The 17,227-nt window shown below is 46.1% G+C and carries 12 protein-coding genes; 9 read left to right on the top strand and 3 right to left on the bottom strand.

Going from position 1 to position 17,227, the window contains the following annotated elements:
• Window position 1: 1 nt before the first annotated feature.
• The gene (gene bglX, locus AC1DE7_RS02780; RefSeq protein ID WP_282322111.1) at window positions 2-2,167 is read left to right on the top strand and encodes a beta-glucosidase BglX; all 2,166 of its coding nucleotides are present in this window, start codon (window positions 2-4) and stop codon (window positions 2,165-2,167) included.
• 77 nt (window positions 2,168-2,244) lie between these two features.
• The gene (locus AC1DE7_RS02785; protein WP_282322110.1) at window positions 2,245-3,261 is read left to right on the top strand and encodes a LacI family DNA-binding transcriptional regulator; all 1,017 of its coding nucleotides are present in this window, start codon (window positions 2,245-2,247) and stop codon (window positions 3,259-3,261) included.
• A 298-nt stretch (window positions 3,262-3,559) separates the two neighbouring features.
• Here the strand turns inward: AC1DE7_RS02785 and AC1DE7_RS02790 are convergent, their stop codons facing one another.
• The gene (locus tag AC1DE7_RS02790) at window positions 3,560-4,624 is read right to left on the bottom strand and encodes a phosphodiester glycosidase family protein (protein ID WP_340982988.1); all 1,065 of its coding nucleotides are present in this window, start codon (window positions 4,622-4,624) and stop codon (window positions 3,560-3,562) included.
• Window positions 4,621-5,031: a uroporphyrinogen-III C-methyltransferase gene (locus tag AC1DE7_RS02795; protein ID WP_017689578.1), complete on the bottom strand. Its 411-nt coding sequence runs from the start codon at window positions 5,029-5,031 to the stop codon at window positions 4,621-4,623. The genes AC1DE7_RS02790 and AC1DE7_RS02795 overlap by 4 nt, the downstream gene beginning before the upstream one ends.
• Window positions 5,032-5,470: 439 nt before the next feature.
• On the opposite strand from AC1DE7_RS02795, the gene AC1DE7_RS02800 reads away from it, so the two are divergent.
• The 3 genes from AC1DE7_RS02800 to AC1DE7_RS02810 all read left to right on the top strand — a co-directional run bounded on the left by AC1DE7_RS02800 (window position 5,471) and on the right by AC1DE7_RS02810 (window position 8,304).
• Window positions 5,471-6,127 (top strand): response regulator transcription factor, encoded by a 657-nt coding sequence (locus AC1DE7_RS02800; RefSeq protein WP_017689577.1) that lies wholly within the window; start codon window positions 5,471-5,473, stop codon window positions 6,125-6,127.
• A 136-nt stretch (window positions 6,128-6,263) separates the two neighbouring features.
• The gene (locus AC1DE7_RS02805) at window positions 6,264-7,487 is read left to right on the top strand and encodes an aminotransferase-like domain-containing protein (protein ID WP_036610015.1); all 1,224 of its coding nucleotides are present in this window, start codon (window positions 6,264-6,266) and stop codon (window positions 7,485-7,487) included.
• Window positions 7,488-7,677: 190 nt separating this feature from the next.
• Window positions 7,678-8,304 (top strand): FMN-dependent NADH-azoreductase, encoded by a 627-nt coding sequence (locus AC1DE7_RS02810; RefSeq protein ID WP_036610012.1) that lies wholly within the window; start codon window positions 7,678-7,680, stop codon window positions 8,302-8,304.
• A 111-nt stretch (window positions 8,305-8,415) separates the two neighbouring features.
• On the opposite strand, the gene AC1DE7_RS02815 is transcribed toward AC1DE7_RS02810, so the two are convergent.
• Window positions 8,416-9,261 carry a DUF2161 domain-containing phosphodiesterase gene (locus AC1DE7_RS02815; RefSeq protein WP_127544391.1) on the bottom strand — a complete coding sequence of 282 codons (846 nt, stop codon included), beginning with the start codon at window positions 9,259-9,261 and terminating at the stop codon, window positions 8,416-8,418.
• 361 nt (window positions 9,262-9,622) lie between these two features.
• Here AC1DE7_RS02815 and AC1DE7_RS02820 point away from each other — a divergent pair, with 361 nt between their 5' ends.
• From AC1DE7_RS02820 to AC1DE7_RS02835, 4 genes are all read left to right on the top strand, one after another.
• Window positions 9,623-11,518, top strand: a complete 1,896-nt coding sequence (locus AC1DE7_RS02820) for a PrkA family serine protein kinase (RefSeq protein WP_036669848.1) — start codon at window positions 9,623-9,625, stop codon at window positions 11,516-11,518.
• Window positions 11,519-11,761: 243 nt separating this feature from the next.
• A complete protein-coding gene (locus AC1DE7_RS02825) occupies window positions 11,762-12,769 on the top strand; it encodes a globin-coupled sensor protein (RefSeq protein ID WP_036669849.1) in 1,008 nt (335 codons plus the stop codon).
• A 129-nt stretch (window positions 12,770-12,898) separates the two neighbouring features.
• A complete protein-coding gene (locus tag AC1DE7_RS02830; RefSeq protein WP_017689571.1) occupies window positions 12,899-13,903 on the top strand; it encodes a LacI family DNA-binding transcriptional regulator in 1,005 nt (334 codons plus the stop codon).
• A gap of 273 nt (window positions 13,904-14,176) precedes the next feature.
• The gene (locus AC1DE7_RS02835) at window positions 14,177-16,999 is read left to right on the top strand and encodes an endo-1,4-beta-xylanase (RefSeq protein WP_127544385.1); all 2,823 of its coding nucleotides are present in this window, start codon (window positions 14,177-14,179) and stop codon (window positions 16,997-16,999) included.
• Window positions 17,000-17,227 lie beyond the last annotated feature (228 nt).

Genomic DNA, 17,227 nt, shown 5'->3' on the forward strand with positions numbered 1-17,227 from the left:
GATGAATAACGAGCAGTTGCTAGATCTGGTAAGACAGATGACGTTGGAGGAAAAAACAGCTCAGCTTCTTCAGTTGACTGCCAACTTCTATGAAGGAACAAATGTTGAAGGTCAGATCACAGGGCCGATGGAAGAGATGGGAATTACGGAGCAGTCCGTAGATGCCAGTGGGTCCATTCTGGGGTTGTCCGGTGCGCAGGCCATCATTGATGTACAGCAAGCTTATATGCAAAAAAGCCGTTTGGGCATTCCGCTTTTGTTCATGGCTGACGTAGTTCATGGATTCAAAACCATTTTCCCGATTCCACTGGCGATCGGTTGTTCATGGGACACAGAACTGGCTGAGAAAAGTGCTGAAATTGCAGCACGTGAATCAGCTGTATCCGGTTTGCATGTTACCTTTGCACCTATGGTGGATCTGGTTCGTGACCCGCGCTGGGGCCGTGTGATGGAAACGACAGGAGAAGATCCTTATCTGAACAGTTTGTTCGCGGCTGCGTTTGTACGTGGATATCAGGGCGACAGCTTGAAGGATGAGCCAGATCGTCTTGCAGCCTGTGTTAAACACTTTGCGGCTTATGGAGCGGCTGAGGGTGGTCGGGATTACAATACGGTGGACATGTCTGAGCGTAACCTGCGTGAGTACTATTTGCCAGCGTACAAAGCAGCGTTGGATGCGGGCGTGGAGATGGTTATGACTTCGTTCAATACGGTTGACGGTATTCCGGCAAGTGGCAATGAGAAGTTAATGCGCGGTATTTTGCGTGACGAGTGGGGTTTTGATGGTGTATTAATCTCGGATTGGGCTTCCATTCGCGAGATGATTGCGCATGGTGCTGCAGAAGATGATCGTGAAGCGGCATATCGTGCCATTCGCGCAGGAGTAGATATGGAGATGATGACACCTTGTTATGTGCATCATTTGCCTGAACTGATTGAGAGTGGTGAAGTGGATGAGAAGCTCATTGATGAAGCCGTTCTGCGAATTCTGCAACTGAAAGAAAAGCTGGGATTGTTCGATAACCCACTTCGTGCAGCTGATCCTGAACGTGAACGTGAGATTGTATTTTCCAAAGAGCACCGTCAGGTATCGTATGAACTGGCAACGAAATCAGCTGTCCTGTTGAAGAATGATGAGAGCGTGCTTCCACTTCAACCTGACGCTAATGTTGCCCTTATTGGTCCTTTTGCACAGAGTCCTGATATTTTGGGCTGGTGGTCCTGCGAAGGAGTTAAGGAAGATGCAGTTAAGTTGGGAACAGCTCTGCAAGAACGCCTGACGGGTGGGAAAGTTCAATTTGCTCAAGGCAGTAATGTTCATACGATTACAGCTGAGCAGATTGCCGAAGCCCTGGAAGTGGCAAGCAAAGCAGACCTGATTGTCCTTGCTCTTGGTGAAGACTCCGAGATGAGTGGAGAAGGTGGCTCGCGCACGGATATTCGTCTGCCAGTAGCCCAATTGGAATTGGTTAAACAGCTCAAAGCAACGGGAAAACCGATTGCCAGCGTTATTTTTAACGGCCGTCCATTGGATCTGCATGGTGTAATCGATGAATCGGATGCCGTTCTTGAAGCCTGGTTCCCTGGTAGTGAAGGCGGAGCCGCGATTGCAGATGTTCTGACAGGTGTAGTGAATCCATCCGCACGTCTGACGATGTCCTTCCCGCAGTCCGTAGGTCAGATTCCGGTCTATTACAACCATTTCAATACAGGTCGTCCACTGAACCCGGAGAAGACGGAAGAACGTTATGTCTCCAAATACATTGACAGCCCGAATGAACCTTTGCTTCCGTTCGGTTATGGTCTCTCATACACTTCGTTCTCTTATGGTGATCTTGAAGTGTCAAGTAATGAGATGACTACCGAAGAGTCCCTGAGCATTCAAGTACGTGTAACGAACACGGGTGAGCGCGCAGGCGTGGAGACCGTTCAGTTGTACGTTCGTGATGTAACGGGTGAAGTCGTTCGTCCTATGCGTGAGCTGAAAGGATATGTGAAGCTTGCACTGGCGCCAGGCGAGAGTGGTACAGCCACGTTTACGTTAAATGAAGAACAGCTTCGTTATCACCATTCTGACTTAAGCTACCGCAGTGATCGAGGCGAGTTCCATATTCTTGTGGGTGCAAACAGTCGGGATACTCAGAAGAAATCATTCAGACTTGTTTAATCTGATGAATGGAAAGAGTAATGTGTCAGGCCTTTTGTTATGGAAGGCCTGATGAACATAACAGGGGAGCGAAGAATGTGGTCAGTATCAAGGATATCGCCAAACAGGCGGGAGTTTCCATCTCTACTGTGTCATATGCGCTGAATGGCAGCAACAAAGTGACCGATGAGACGAGTTCCAAAATTTTGGCCATTGCCAAAGAACTGAACTATGTTCCAAATGCCGCAGCAAGAACACTGAAGAAGAGGGAATCCAAAATTCTAGGTGTATTCTTGACCGATTTTAGAGGAGATGTGTATGGAGACTTGCTGAGTGGCATGAAAGCCGTATGTAATGCTCAAGGCTATGACCTGATCGTGTGCAGTGGTAAACAATCCCATCGCATGCTTCCAGAGAGAATGATTGATGGTGCGATCATCCTGGATCATACGTTTGCAAGTGAGGAACTAATGCAGTATGCCGATCGTGGGCACAAAATCGTTGTATTGGACCGTGAGATGGATCATCCCAACATTAATCAGGTTCTGTTGGATAATAAAGCCGGGGCGACACTTGCGATGGAACATCTGATTGAACAGGGACATAAGAAAATCTACGTGGTGACAGGACCGGAAGGTTCGTTTGACTCTGTGCAGCGGTTAAAGGCTGTGAGACAGGTTGCAGAACGTGAAGCCGGTGTGGAATGGATTGAGATCACGGGAGATTTTGAGAAGAGTAGTGGAGAACAAGCCGCAGATCAGATTGTGCAGGTGTATGATGGACCCGCAGCGGTATTCTGCCTCAATGATGAGATGGCTATTGGTTTGTGTGATCGTCTGGCAGACAGTGCACTTGGCGTTGGTCAGGAGATTGATGTCATCGGATTCGACAATATTGAATTGAGCAAATACGTCCAGCCGAGATTGGCAAGCATTGATTATTCCAAACGCAAGTGGGGATCGCTCGCTGCTGAACAATTGATCAAAATTATTGCTGGAGAACCCGTCGATCATGAACGAATTTATGTGACATTAGTTGAGGGTGGGTCGGTGAGTGGGCCTATTTCGGCTGATTCGGTTATATCTATGCGGAATGACCGGGCGGTTAGCTATTGATCCCGAATACAGCAAGAGACAAGGCTTAGAAGAATCGAATCATTCTTTTAAGCCTTGTCTCTTGTTATTTCGAGGATGAAGCAATAGAAAAAGCCTCTCCGGAGAGAGGCTTGGCCTTTACAAGCCTTTTGTTTTGTCATTGTTGTAGGAAGAAGTGAGAATGCCTGTAATGAAGAGAGTCAATACGATTGCAATAATCCAGAATGTCAGTGAAAATGACATGCCCTTCGCACCTCCTGCACAAGCTCATTTTCTTCTATTATAACCATTATAGGTAGAAAAGAAATGCTTCACCCTATTATTTGTAAAATAAAAAGTGTGTGGGAACCGGTCTGAGGCTGCCATCTGAAGGGTTATTCACAACCCGATTATTCAGAATAAGCGAGGATGATCCACCGCCATCCAGATTATAGGCGTCAATCACCCCAAGCTTGTACAATCGCCCTTGCAACTCTTCAAGGGTAGCACCGGAACTTCCGCCCTCATTATATCCGTCAACTACAATAATCAATAACTGATCATCTTTATAATTGCCAATGACTGTACGTGGTGCTCGTTTGGGTGATACTTTCCACTTGTCGGGAATTGGGGTTTTCCGCCCATTCTGTAGCAGCACCGGAACAAACGTAGCCCCGAATTGTGGTTGCAGGCGATCCAGTGAGTTTTTGTCGGAGAACTTGCCTCCGACCAGTTTACCGGCATCGTTAAGTCCTACAAAAAACAGATCTTTGAAACTGGCCTGGAAACCGTTCACGTACTTCCCGTCCATGACGGTTGTGCTAAGTGGATAACGTTTGCCGCCACTGTCAGCAAATCCACCTGCGTTAATCCCGGCAATTGCGCCGTTACGCTTCACAGCCTGCATGGTCGTCTCAGAACGCCCAGGTTCACTGTCTAGAGCCATCTGCATGGCAGTAGGGTCTTTTAGCTTGATCTTCATGGCATAGCCCTTATAGCTGCCAGGATTCACTCTGTACATTTCAATCGTTAGCCGGTCACTGTCTACCCGTTCAAATGGAACGCCAAGTTTGGATGAAATCCGTTTGTTGTAGATCGTTTCCGGACGATCGGCCTGGGCGGAAGCCTTCTGCACAAGTGTAGACATCGTACTTGTTGTTTTATTATAGAGCTGTGTCGTTCTTTTAATAGAAGAAGAAGTCTGGACAGCAGCATCTTTTGCCCCCGCAAGCTCTTGGCTAATTGCTTGGGTCCGGGGTGTAATCGTATCCTCTGACAGTTCGGTAGGCATCAAACCTCCGGGTTCAAGTGGAGGACGAAGCAGCATCAGGCATAGTATCAATCCAACAAAAGGAGCGAGTGCAAGCATAAAAAAACGATTAACCTGTTTGACGGGTGTAATCATTTGAGCAGGTCCATCTTTTTCTGGAGTGTCTCCAGTTGTTTTTTGACTTCGCTCAGCTGGGTATACAATTTGTTGCTGTTATCCGTTTTGTCACTTGCATTATCCTTGGTGAAAGTCAGCAATTCATTGAAGGATTGAACCTGTCCCTGCAGGTCTTCTACTTCCTTTGATATCGTTGTTAGCTGATTTTCATAGTCGGTTTTTAGCGCTGCAATCTGCTGCTGATTATGGGCTTGAAGCTGGTTAATCATCTGTTGCTGGAGATGGTTACTATAATAGTAGGTTCCAACGACTCCTAGTGCAATGAGAACAATCCACATTACCAGAAACAGTTTGATTGAAGATCCAGCCTTGCCTTTGGCGCTCCGGGTGTGATGGATGTCAGAGGACGGGGCAGATGGTTTCATATCATCACTCCTGGTCATTTATAGGTACAAAAAAATTTCCAGTCCTCATTCTATCATGCCCCTATTGATTACGCAAAAATGAAATTCTTTACTTAATAGAGTAAAAAGAGATTGCATCGGAAGGAAGTCCTAGGATACAATTTCTTATAGATGCAATAAGTAGGAACTTTGGGCAGGTTTTTCGACTTTTTTAGATAGAAATGCAGGAAATTTATACTATATTTTGACCTTTCCGGGGATGGAAAGATGGACGTCATGGTGTTTTTATAACAAAATACAGTGAAAATAGAGCTTTTTTATCGGCTTCCTCCTGTATTTTTCTGTTTTTCGACATAATCCGACCTATGCTTCTTCTATACTCGGATTGTCGCATAGACGATGAAATCATCATGACAGAATTTAAAAGTTATTTGTCCAATACATAACAGGGGGAACAACAATGAAAAAAGTATGGCAGGTGGTCATCATAGATATCCACCCCACCAGCATGCTCGGTACAAAATTGATTTTGGAAGAGCAGCAAGATCTGACGGTACGTGGCATGACTTCGACCGGAACAGAAGGGCTCGATCTGGTGAATATTCACCAGCCTGATCTGATTCTGATGGATTATCGTCTTCCGGAGGGTCAGGCAGATCAATATATTGCCCAGATGAAGAATCTGTCAGCTCACAGTCACATCATTATTTTGACGGATGAAGACAATGTGAAGCTGTTTCGTCATCTGATGAGCCTTGGTGCAAGCGGCATGTTATCCAAACAGGCTTCCCCTAGCCAGCTGATTCATCTGATCTCTGGATTGCGTGAGGGCCATGTGTCCATTCCATTGTCGTGGTTAAACAGTGCGGAGTGGGCGCAACCTGTGGAGTCTCCGACAGAAGCACGTGTCATTGAATTAACAGAAACCGAAACTTTTATCATGGAAAGAATTGTTCAGGGTGTAACCTATGATAAAATAGCGAATGAGATCAACGTTAGCAGACGTTCCATTGATAATTACCTGCGTAAAATATACGTGAAGCTGGAAGTGAGCAGTAGAGCACAGGCCATTGAACGTTATGCCTTGCATGCAAGACAAGTGAAGACGGGATCCTGACGAAACAGGTCTGTTCTTCCCATGATCACAACAGTTCGGTATGCATCCGGTCATATTCGATGGTGAGCAGGAATAGGTTGTAGGGCTGCGGACTGCGAGTACAGTTTCGGAATAGGGACGAAAGGGGAACGGATCGATGAAATATTTCTTTGCTTCCCGTACCAACAGGCTTTTGTCATCACCACTGAGGGATATACGTGAGATGTCTGGCAGGGATTATTTCATTTCTCTGGCGGAAGAATTGCCTGCGGAGGAGTTGTTTCCTTTCAAATTGTTGGAAGAAGCAGCGGTGTCTGTCTTTAGTTCAGGCCCTTCCGCATTGCAATATGGAGAGCCAGCAGGCTACACACCCCTAAGAGAGTGGTTGAACAAAGACTGGAATGCACGCAAAGGCATACGAACGGTACCCGAGCAGATTCTGTTGACCACTGGTACCCAGCAGGCCATCGATCTGGTGATGCGTCTATTGCTTGAGCCAGGAGATTCTGTACTGGTTGAACATCCCACATCTCCAGGCTGTCTTGAGGTTCTGGAGATGCAAGGAGCCAAGATTGTGCCCGTAATGGGTGATCGGGACGGCATACTTCCAGACCTTTTGGAGCATCACATGCAGCAGGTTAGACCGAAGCTGCTTTTTGCTGCACCCAGTTTCTCGAATCCGACCGGTGCTTTGTGGAGTATGGAGCGGCGGGAGGCTGTCCTTGAGCTGTGTTCGCGCTATGGTGTACTGCTTGTGGAAGATGATTCTTACGGAGAGCTCCATTTTGATGGCCTTGAGCCAACGGAATTCTATCGTAAATATCCTTCACTCTTTGCACTGGATACTGCCGATCAGGGTGGACATGTTCTCTACATTGGTTCATTCAGCAAAACGGTAGCGCCCGCTCTTCGAACCGGATGGGCCGCTGGACATCCTGCGCTGATTCAGGCAATGGCCTCGGTTAAACGAATTGCAGATGGTCAGTCCAGTCCGATGAATCAGCGGCTGTTGTATCAATTGCTTGCCCATTCCCCATTTCGTTGGAGTGATCACCTATCGATGTTGAATCGGGAGTATAAGACAAGACTCAAACTGATGCTTGAACTGTTGAAGAGGCCGGGCTGGAAAGGGTGTCAGTACAACATCCCTGAGGGCGGAATGTATCTGTGGGTACAGTTGCCGGAAGGATTGGATAGTGGCGCTCTGCTTAAGGCGGCTTTGCCCAAAGGTGTATCCTTTCTTCCTGGATCACTATGCTCCACAGGTGTACAGGATCAACGTTACATCCGATTGAACTTTAGCCACCCGGGCCGGGATGAATTGCTACTTGGCATGAACCTGATCAGTGAAGCCATTTCCGAATTTACGGCTCGTAGTTAAGTCAGATCAAAATAGATTTTGTAGCAAAAATTAAAATTGGTTCATGACCAAAGTGATTACGTTATTGCATCCACTAACATTTTTATATATAATATGAATTAATGAGTTGTTGGTTTCTTTATATAAGCTACAATGGTGGCCAGTTCAGGAAAAGCACTCATATATTTTATTTAACGGGGGAAAATTCAACATGTCTAATATTTTATTTGTTAAAGCAAATGACCGTCCTGCAGATCAAGCAGTCAGCGTTAAATTGTACGATGCATTCTTGAGCGCATACAAAGAGTCCCACCCAGGTGACACAGTTACTGAGTTGGATCTCTACAATACAGAATTCCCATTCTATGGTAACACTGCTATCACAGGTACTTACAAAGCAGCTAACGGTTTTGAACTGACAGCTGACGAGCAAAAAGCAGCTTCACTTGCAGCACAATTGCAAGATCAATTCCTGGCAGCTGACAAAGTTGTATTTGCATTCCCACTGTGGAACTTCACTGTTCCAGCTCCATTGGTAAACTACATTGCTTACCTGAGCCAAGCTGGTAAAACATTCAAATACACTGCTGAAGGTCCTGTAGGACTTGCTGGCGACAAAAAAGTAGCTTTGCTTAACGCACGTGGTGGCGTTTATTCCGAAGGCCCAATGGCAGCTGCTGAAATGTCCCTGAACTTCCTGAAAACAGTTCTTGGCTTGTGGGGCATTCAAAACCCTGAAGTGGTTATCGTTGAAGGACATAACGCTTCTGCAGATCGTGCTGAAGAAATCGTTACTGCAGGTCTGAAATTGGCTTCCGAAGTAGCAGTAAAATTCTAATAACAATCTTCTATATAGAACACATCAAAACACCTGTAGTCTCCAGTGGAGATTACAGGTGTTTTTTTTGCATTCTCATTTTTCATATCACTTACTTCGAGTGATTCCATATCAGACATGGCCTGTATTTTTTAAGTAAGCTTCTGCTGCTTCAGCAATGTGTGCAAGGTCGTCCTTATTTTCACCAGATACAGAATACGTTACATCGAGTTCATTAATGGTTCGTTCAATCATATCATTATCCTCAAGCATGTGTGCATGCTCGGTTAACGCCTGTACTCCCTTAATCGTCAGAATATACTTTCCACGGGAGAGGCGTTCAAACCAGCCATAATAATTTTTTTGCAGAATTGCTGCGGCAGAACCTACGCCTGTCTGTCTGGCAAGGTTGGCCGGAGAGGCTTCTCCGTTCGTCCGTAGAGCGGATGCGACACGCAAAGCCTTCTCACGATATGCTGTGACCAGCTGTCTTCGTGTGCTGCCTCCCGTATTGTAGTCTCCGCTGCGTTCGTCGAATTCCTTGAGCAATCGTTTCCGCCGAACACCGCTTTTACGGGCAACCTGATTGGGGCCAGTGAGGGGGATCAGGGCGGAGGGCTCGCACAATACATCAATCAGGGGAGCTTTGGTTTTGTAAAATGTGACAGTCAGCAGCCCCAGACCGAGCTGTCTGCATAGTGCGGTCAGTTCGCTCCAGCGTTGGTTCACGGCTCCGCGTTTACTGCGATTGCGCTCGACGGCCAGATACACGAACGGGCTAAGTTTCAAGCGCTGCATGCCCTGCAGCAACAAGGAGAGGTTAAATGTTTTTTTCATCTCCACAATGAGTGGTTCGTCCTGGTCCGATCTGACTCCGACGAGGTCACAATGTCTGACTTCCGCCTTGACGTCGAAGCCACGTTGCTCGAAAAAAGCCTTCACAGGAGAATATAATTCGGTTTCGTATTTCACTGCCATCGTCCGTGCTCCTTTCCAGAAGTGGCCTGTCTCTGACCATGTGTTGTCCGGTTTCCTGAATTTAGAACCCTCATTATATCATATTCGTTCTTTTTTTTCTGAAGGCACAAGATGTCTGATAGAACAGGGAAAAGCCAAAATTCGAAGCGGTTGATTGAAAAAAAGAGGTCAACTTATCCGAATTGCCGCATAGGTATGTAATACACTTTTCACAACAAAACAAGACGTTTGGACAGAGGGTGGCGGGACTACACAGGACCGCAAGATTGGTATTCAAGCAGGAGCCGCAATTCTATTGATTTCTTCATACCATTCGGAATGGTTGACAATCACACTAAAGGAGCCATGGGAGGTACCAAGCATGAATATTTTTGAACGCGTTGCGGAACATCGGGCAGAGAGTGACCGTTTGACATGGAACGGAACATTTGAAGATTATATTGCACTGCTGAGAGAGGACCCGACTCCGGCAATGACGGCTCACGCCAGAGTGTATGAGATGATTGAATCGTTTGGGGTGGAAGAAGTAGGTGGGCATAAGCGGTACAAGTTTTTTGAACAGGAGATCTTTGGGCTGGACCGTTCGATTGAAAAGTTGGTTGAAGAATACTTTCACTCGGCTGCACGCCGTCTGGATGTACGGAAGCGGATCTTGCTCCTGATGGGTCCTGTAAGTGGAGGGAAATCGACGCTGGTGACGCTGCTGAAGCGGGGGCTTGAACAGTTCTCGCGGACAGAGAAAGGTGCCATATACGCCATTGATGGATGCCCGATGCATGAGGAACCGCTGCATTTGATTCCGCTGGAGCTTCGTCCTGAAGTGGAAAAGGAAATTGGAGTCCGTATTGAGGGTAACCTTTGCCCATCCTGCCAGATGAGACTCCGTACCGAATATGGTGGTGATATCAGCAAGGTACCGGTGGAACGGGTCATTGTTTCCGAAGATAATCGCGTGGGAATAGGAACGTTCAGTCCATCCGATCCGAAATCACAGGATATTGCCGATCTGACGGGGAGTATCGACTTCTCCACCATTACGGAGTTTGGTTCCGAATCCGATCCACGTGCCTATCGTTTTGATGGGGAGTTGAACAAGGCGAACCGTGGGTTAATGGAGTTCCAGGAGATGTTGAAATGTGATGAGAAATTCCTATGGAATCTCTTGTCGCTCACGCAGGAAGGAAATTTCAAAGCGGGACGTTTTGCCTTAATCAGTGCGGATGAAATGATTGTGGCGCATACGAATGAATCGGAGTATAAGTCTTTTATCTCCAACAAGAAGAATGAGGCACTGCAATCCCGGATGATTGTCATGCCGATTCCGTACAACTTGAAGGTATCCGAGGAAGAGAAAATCTATGCCAAGCTCATTCAGCAAAGTGACATGAAGCATGTTCATATTGCACCGCATGCACTGCGGACTGCAGCCATTTTTTCCATACTTACCCGCTTGAAGGAAACGAAGAAACAAGGCATGGATCTCGTTAAAAAAATGCGCATGTATGATGGTGAAGAAGTGGAAGGATACAAAGAAGCTGATCTGCGCGAGATGCAAAATGAGTATCTGGATGAAGGGATGTCCGGCATTGATCCACGGTATGTCATTAACCGGATCTCCAGTGCTTTGATTAAGCAAAATCTTCAGTGCATTAACGCGCTGGATATTCTGCGGGCGATCAAGGATGGTCTGGACCAACATGCCTCGATCACGAAGGAAGAGCGGGAGCGTTATCTGAACTTCATTGCTCTTGCACGCAAGGAGTATGATGAACTGGCCAAGAAGGAAGTGCAGAAAGCATTTGTTTACTCATTCGAGGAATCCGCAAGAACGTTATTTGAGAATTACCTCGATAACATTGAAGCATTCTGCAACTGGTCCAAGATGCGTGACCCGCTCACGGATGAAGAGATGGACCCGGATGAGCGTTTGATGCGTTCTATTGAGGAACAGATCGGGATTTCCGAGAATGCAAAGAAAGCGTTCAGAGAAGAGATTCTGATCCGAATCTCGGCATACTCCCGCAAGGAGCGCAAGTTCGAATACAGCAGCCATGACCGTTTGCGTGAAGCGATTGAGAAAAAGTTGTTCACCGATCTGAAAGATATTGTCAAGATCACAACCTCAACCAAAACACCGGATGCAACACAATTGAAACGTATGAATGAAGTCATTAAACGTTTAATTGAGGAACATGGATACACCGCAGCCAGCGCGAATGAACTGTTACGTTATGTGGGTAGTCTGCTTAATCGCTAATCGGCAACGAACCATTCCGGATCAGGCTCCTGATGCCTGTTGTGAGGCTCCTTCACAGCAGGGTCAGGGCCTTTTTAATTACATGAAGGTCATATTAGTCTAAAAAGCTGACAAATAAGGTTAATTTTAAAGAGAATTAGTTCTAATGGTATATGTATATTTAGGTATTTTAGTCTATAATCAATACATATATTTACAATTTAAAGTAATTTAGTGTTTATTAAGGAGCTGACTGAACCAGATATGAGCAGTATTTCCGCAACAAGACAGAAGCAACTTGATTACATGGGATTAACCGCAGGGGATCTAAAACTGCTTGCCGATCATCGGCCTGTTTTTAAAAAAGTCGTTAATGAAGTGGTGGATCATTTCTACAATCATGTGGGGAATTATCCTGAATTGGTAGATCTGATCGCTCGATTCTCTACCATTGATCGTCTAAAAGAAACACAGAAGATGTACTGGTTATCAATGACGGATGGAATCGTGGACGACGCATATATTGAGCAACGGATTGCGATTGGACTTGTGCATTCACGGATTGGTCTGTCTGAAGATTATTATCTGGGTACCTATATGGTCTACCTGGATATTGCAACGAGCATATTCCAACAGGTTATCCCTGATTCCTGGCATCTTGTCATTCAAGCGCTCAGCAAAATGTTTAATCTGGATTCACAGCTTGTCCTGGAAGCCTATGAGAAGAAAGAAAAAGAAAAGTTACATCAGCTTGCCGATGACCAACAACATACATTACAGGCAATTACGCAGATTACCCAAGAGCTTACAGGCATGATTAGTGAATTAAATGAAAGTGCAATGGCTATATCGAATGTTGCCAAAGAAACAGCGGCTTCTCAGGATCAGGCTCAGGTTATGCTTACCGAATTAACAGGAGAGATCCAGCAGATCGGAAAAATGGGTGAACTCATTCGCGAGATATCGGATCAGAGTCATCTTGTCGGCCTGAATGCAGCGATTGAAGCTGCTCATGCAGGAGAGTTTGGACGTGGCTTCGAAGTAGTTGCCAGTGAGGTGCGCAAGCTTGCAGCCAGTTCCCGGGATGCACAGGGTAAGATTCAGTCTAATCTGGAGAAGATCATGAAGAAACTGAGCAGTGTGCAGCAGGAGTCGGATCATACGTCTCGCGGAGCACGTAGCCAAGCTTCACGCTCGGCTGAACTCGCTGTATTTGCAACAACAATGGAGAAACTGTCTCTGGATTTGAAGAATCTGGAACAGCAGGAATAGAGCTTAAAAGCATTAGGAACCTTCCATACCGTTTCAGGCTGTTTTAAGCTATAATGGGTAGACAAACCTGCCGATGTTATAGAAAATGCAGCCGGAGACAGGGGATTCGAAAGAGGTTGAGGTGATCAGATGGCTTCTATCCATGATGTAGCCAAGGAAGCGGGAGTATCTGTTGCAACCGTTTCCAAAGTGATAAACGATTATCCTGATGTAAGTGAAAAAACACGCAAAAAAGTCAATATAGCCATCGAATTATTGAAATATCAACCCAATGTGGTCGCACGTGGACTTGTCAAACGCCGTTCATGGACGGTGGGAGTACTGTTAACAGTTCCGTTTACGAACCCTTTTGTGTCGGAGTTGCTGGAAGGGATCAAGACAGCGCTGGAGAACAGTGGATATGACCTGGTCCGGTTGTCTACTCGATTCGATGATCCGGCGTACTCGTTCATCAAACATTGCCGCAGTCGTAATGTGGATGGCGTAGTGGTATTCGGGGAAGGCAGAGAAAACGCGAGTATTCAGGAACTGGTGGATGCAGAGATTCCAACGATGTTTGTTGATACGGACATGTTGGGCAAACGTGCCGGTTACATTACTACGGATAACGCGAACGGGATCTCGATGGGTGTCAAACATCTGCATGAGCTTGGGCACCGCAAAATTGCCTATATCTCAGGGACACTTGGACCTGCTGTAGCCAATCTGCGATTGGAAGGATATCGGGAAGGGCTGCGAGAATGCGGCATCCCGTATTCTACGGTATATCTGGAGATCTGCGATTATTCCTTCGACGGGGGAAGCAAGGCTGCCCGACGATTGCTGGCACTTCAGGATCAACCAACGGGAATTGTCTGTGCATCAGACATGTCTGCCTTTGGTGCGATTCATGAAATTGAAAAGCATGGACTGAGTGTACCAGAAGATATCTCGGTTGTCGGGTTCGATAACACGTATTATGCTGAGGTATTCAAACCGGGGTTGACCACGGTGAATCAGAATATCTATTCCATTGGCATTAAGTCCATCGAATATCTGATTGCCATGATTGAGAATCCATCTTATTCTCCCCCTGTGGTGACGGAACCTTCCAATCTGGTCATCCGTCAGACGACAGCACCTTTAAAAGCTTAAAAACGTAAATAGTAAAGATGTTTACACGAAGCACAGCTAATAAGCTGTGCTTTTTGTCGTCCTTTATCTCATTTGGAAACATATGGATTAGGGAGTGGTACAAGTCCTATAGTTTAACGGGTAAACAAAGTTTACTGGCAATCGTATAATGAAAGTGCTTACAATTTTCTGTCCATTTGCATCTATCCATCCTGTATAACGATCTTGTAAAGGGCTGGCACATGGCAGAGCAAAGGTTATTCTTCACAAACAACGAACCAAGGAGGAGATCGGATGCATTTGAGAAAATGGTGGAGCTTGTGCTTGTCGGCTGTATTGATCTTCAGTTTGTTCCCAAGTGTGGGAACCGGAGGGGCACGTGCTTCGGCAGCGGACGTTAAGACTGGCGATGATGAAGTACTGTTCAAGGCTGATTTTGAAGATGGTGTGTTGGGACAATGGCGTCCACGTGCAAGTGAAAAGCTTGATATCGTAACGCAAGTAGGTCATGACAGTACACGCAGCCTGAGAACCTCTTCACGTACCGAAACGTTCCATGGACCCTTAGTTGAAGTGCTGGATCATGTACAGAAGGGTAGCACAGTTCATATTTCATTTTGGGCCATGTACGATGAAGGGCCGGACAGTCAGGTCCTTAACGGTGCACTCGAGAAAGAATACAATAAGGACGCTTCGAGTCTTGAATATGCTACCTTTGCCTCCGCTACCTTGAACAAAGGACAGTGGAAAAAAGTCGAGGCCGATGTGGTGATTCCCGAAGAAAATAGTGGCATCACCGGATTCCGCATGTATGTGGAGACACCATGGAAGACGTCAGAGGAAGTGACGCCGGCAGATACGATTTCATTTTACGTGGATGATGTTCTGATTACGGCTGCTCAGAAAATTGAAATTGAGAAGGATATTCCGAATCTGGTCGATATCGTGGGACAAAATTACGCAATGGGAGCTGCCATCAACCAGTCTGCACTAGACGCGGAAAACCAGCATTCCCAGTTGTTGACGAAACACTTTAATAGTATTACAGCGGACAATTTTATGAAAATGGATGCGATGCAGCCCAAGGAAGGAGAGTTTGTCTGGTCAGAGACAGATCGCCTGGTGAAGTTTGCCGAAGCAAATGACATGGAAATCAGAGGTCATACGCTGTTATGGCATAGTCAGGTGCCGAATTGGTTCTTTACAGATCCGAATGATGCATCGAAACCTGCCACGCGGGAACAGTTGCTTGCACGGATGAAAACCCATATTCAAACCATCGTGACCCGGTACAAAGGAAAGGTTCATACATGGGATGTCGTCAATGAAGTCATCTCAGACGGAGGCGGCTTGCGGAATGAGGCCAGTAATTCCAAGTGGAGAGATATTATTGGGGATGTAGATGGCGACGGAGATGACAGTGATTACATTGAGCTGGCTTTCCGTTATGCACGTGAGGCTGACCCCGATGCTGTACTGGTGATTAATGACTATGGAATGGAGGGCAATGGAAACAAGGTGAATGATATGGTGAAGCTTGTAGAGAAGCTGCTTGCCAAAGGAACACCGATTGATGCGGTTGGATTCCAGATGCATGTATCCATGTACGGACCGGATGTAAAGCTCATTCGTGAGGCTTTTGAGAAAGTGATCGCTCTTGGTGTAAATGTACAGGTTACAGAGCTGGACGTTTCGATCTATTCAAGTAATTCCGAGTTGGAGATGCCTGTAACAGATGAATTAATGCTGCAACAAGCCTATCGTTATCGTGAGCTATTCGACCTGTTCGACGAATTGGGAAAACGCGGCGTAATGGACAGTGTTACAGTATGGGGACTTGCGGATGATGGTACATGGCTTGACAATCATCCAGTCAAAGGACGCAAAGATGCACCATTGTTATTTGATCGTAAATTAAAAGCAAAGCCGGCATTTTGGGCACTGGTGGACCCTACGACTCTTCCGATCTATCGCAATGAATGGACAGCATTGAAGGCCAGCCCTTCTTTCCCGAATCACAAAGGACAGGAAGATATTCTTTGGGGTGCTGTGAAAGGACTCGAAATTAATCATCTGGCAGATGGTACATCTGCGGTTACGGGTGAGGCTCGTATGATGTGGGATGCCAAAAAGGTCAATTTACGAGTGGAAGTGAAGGATACCACACGTCGCAAAGGGGATCAGGTGCAGGTTTTCCTCGCGGAAGAAGTCAAGGGGACAGGCGCTGCAACTTCTGAAGCTGATCTGTCTGCCAAGAAGAAAAATCCGCCGTCTGCAAATGGTCAATATACATTTAAACGGGATGGCGGTAAAGGCAAAGATAAAAATACTTACAACGTACAGGAGACAAAAACCGGGTATGTTGTATACGCATCACTGCCTATGTCAGCTGCTTTACTTACCGAAGGCCAGGTCTTGTCTCTGGATTTTCGGATTACGGATGAATATGCTGCTGGAAAGACAGCGACCATTGTTTGGAATGATATTTCCAATCAACAGCCGGACAAACCAGCCAACCGGGGCAAACTGAAGCTCGGTTCTGTTTTGAAACAAACCAAGGTCACTTATGGCAAACCTGTCATTGATGCAAAAAAGGATAACGTCTGGAAAAAGGCTGCATCTGTTAAAACGGATGTCTGGGTAGTCGGAAACGCCGGTGCAACGGCGACTGCACAGCTGTTATGGGATGAGAAATACCTGTACGTATTGGCAGATGTGAAAGATCCTTTGCGAAGCAAATTAAGTTCTAATGCACATGAGCAGGATTCAATCGAGATTTTTATCGACCCGAGCAAAGATCAGACAACATTCTATCAGGAGGATGACGCCCAGTACCGGGTCAATTTTGATAATGAGGCTTCTTTTGGTGGAAATGCACGGAAAGAAAGTTTCAAATCAGCTACTCGATTAACAAGCGGAGGGTATACAGTTGAAGTGGCAATCCCACTAGACAGCGTTCGTGCTGAAGGGCAAAGATGGATTGGGTTTGACCTTCAAGTTAATGATGATGGCGCTGGGGATGGCAAGCGAAGCAGTGTGTCCATCTGGAGTGATTCATCAGGTAATTCTTATCAAGATACTTCCGGCTTTGGCAGTCTGTTACTGACTCGTAAATAGAATATTTAGTTGTGAATTAGAATATAAGAATGTTAGCTATTCAACATTGTATATCTGGAAATAAGTGTTGATTTTAAAGGCTGGGACGTTTAGACTATATACATTCATATAAACGGGTTCCAATGTATGACAACGGCTTCAACTAAGTCTGTTGTCACGAGTCAAATGATGCGGAGGGAGTGCCTGTCATCCAGACAGCGCACTCGCTTCTTTTTTACATTTTTGCAT

The sequence above is a fragment of the Paenibacillus sp. 10L310 genome (assembly GCF_056395745.1).

What these genes read in the sequence shown, in the direction of transcription:
- bglX (WP_282322111.1), top strand. Translation starts at nt 2, where the DNA reads ATGAATAACGAGCAGTTGCTAGATCTGGTAAGACAGATGACGTTGGAG.
- AC1DE7_RS02790 (WP_340982988.1), bottom strand. Translation starts at nt 4,624, where the DNA reads ATGATTACACCCGTCAAACAGGTTAATCGTTTTTTTATGCTTGCACTC.
- AC1DE7_RS02795 (WP_017689578.1), bottom strand. Translation starts at nt 5,031, where the DNA reads ATGAAACCATCTGCCCCGTCCTCTGACATCCATCACACCCGGAGCGCC.
- AC1DE7_RS02800 (WP_017689577.1), top strand. Translation starts at nt 5,471, where the DNA reads ATGAAAAAAGTATGGCAGGTGGTCATCATAGATATCCACCCCACCAGC.
- AC1DE7_RS02805 (WP_036610015.1), top strand. Translation starts at nt 6,264, where the DNA reads ATGAAATATTTCTTTGCTTCCCGTACCAACAGGCTTTTGTCATCACCA.
- AC1DE7_RS02810 (WP_036610012.1), top strand. Translation starts at nt 7,678, where the DNA reads ATGTCTAATATTTTATTTGTTAAAGCAAATGACCGTCCTGCAGATCAA.
- AC1DE7_RS02815 (WP_127544391.1), bottom strand. Translation starts at nt 9,261, where the DNA reads ATGGCAGTGAAATACGAAACCGAATTATATTCTCCTGTGAAGGCTTTT.
- AC1DE7_RS02820 (WP_036669848.1), top strand. Translation starts at nt 9,623, where the DNA reads ATGAATATTTTTGAACGCGTTGCGGAACATCGGGCAGAGAGTGACCGT.
- AC1DE7_RS02825 (WP_036669849.1), top strand. Translation starts at nt 11,762, where the DNA reads ATGAGCAGTATTTCCGCAACAAGACAGAAGCAACTTGATTACATGGGA.
- AC1DE7_RS02830 (WP_017689571.1), top strand. Translation starts at nt 12,899, where the DNA reads ATGGCTTCTATCCATGATGTAGCCAAGGAAGCGGGAGTATCTGTTGCA.
- AC1DE7_RS02835 (WP_127544385.1), top strand. Translation starts at nt 14,177, where the DNA reads ATGCATTTGAGAAAATGGTGGAGCTTGTGCTTGTCGGCTGTATTGATC.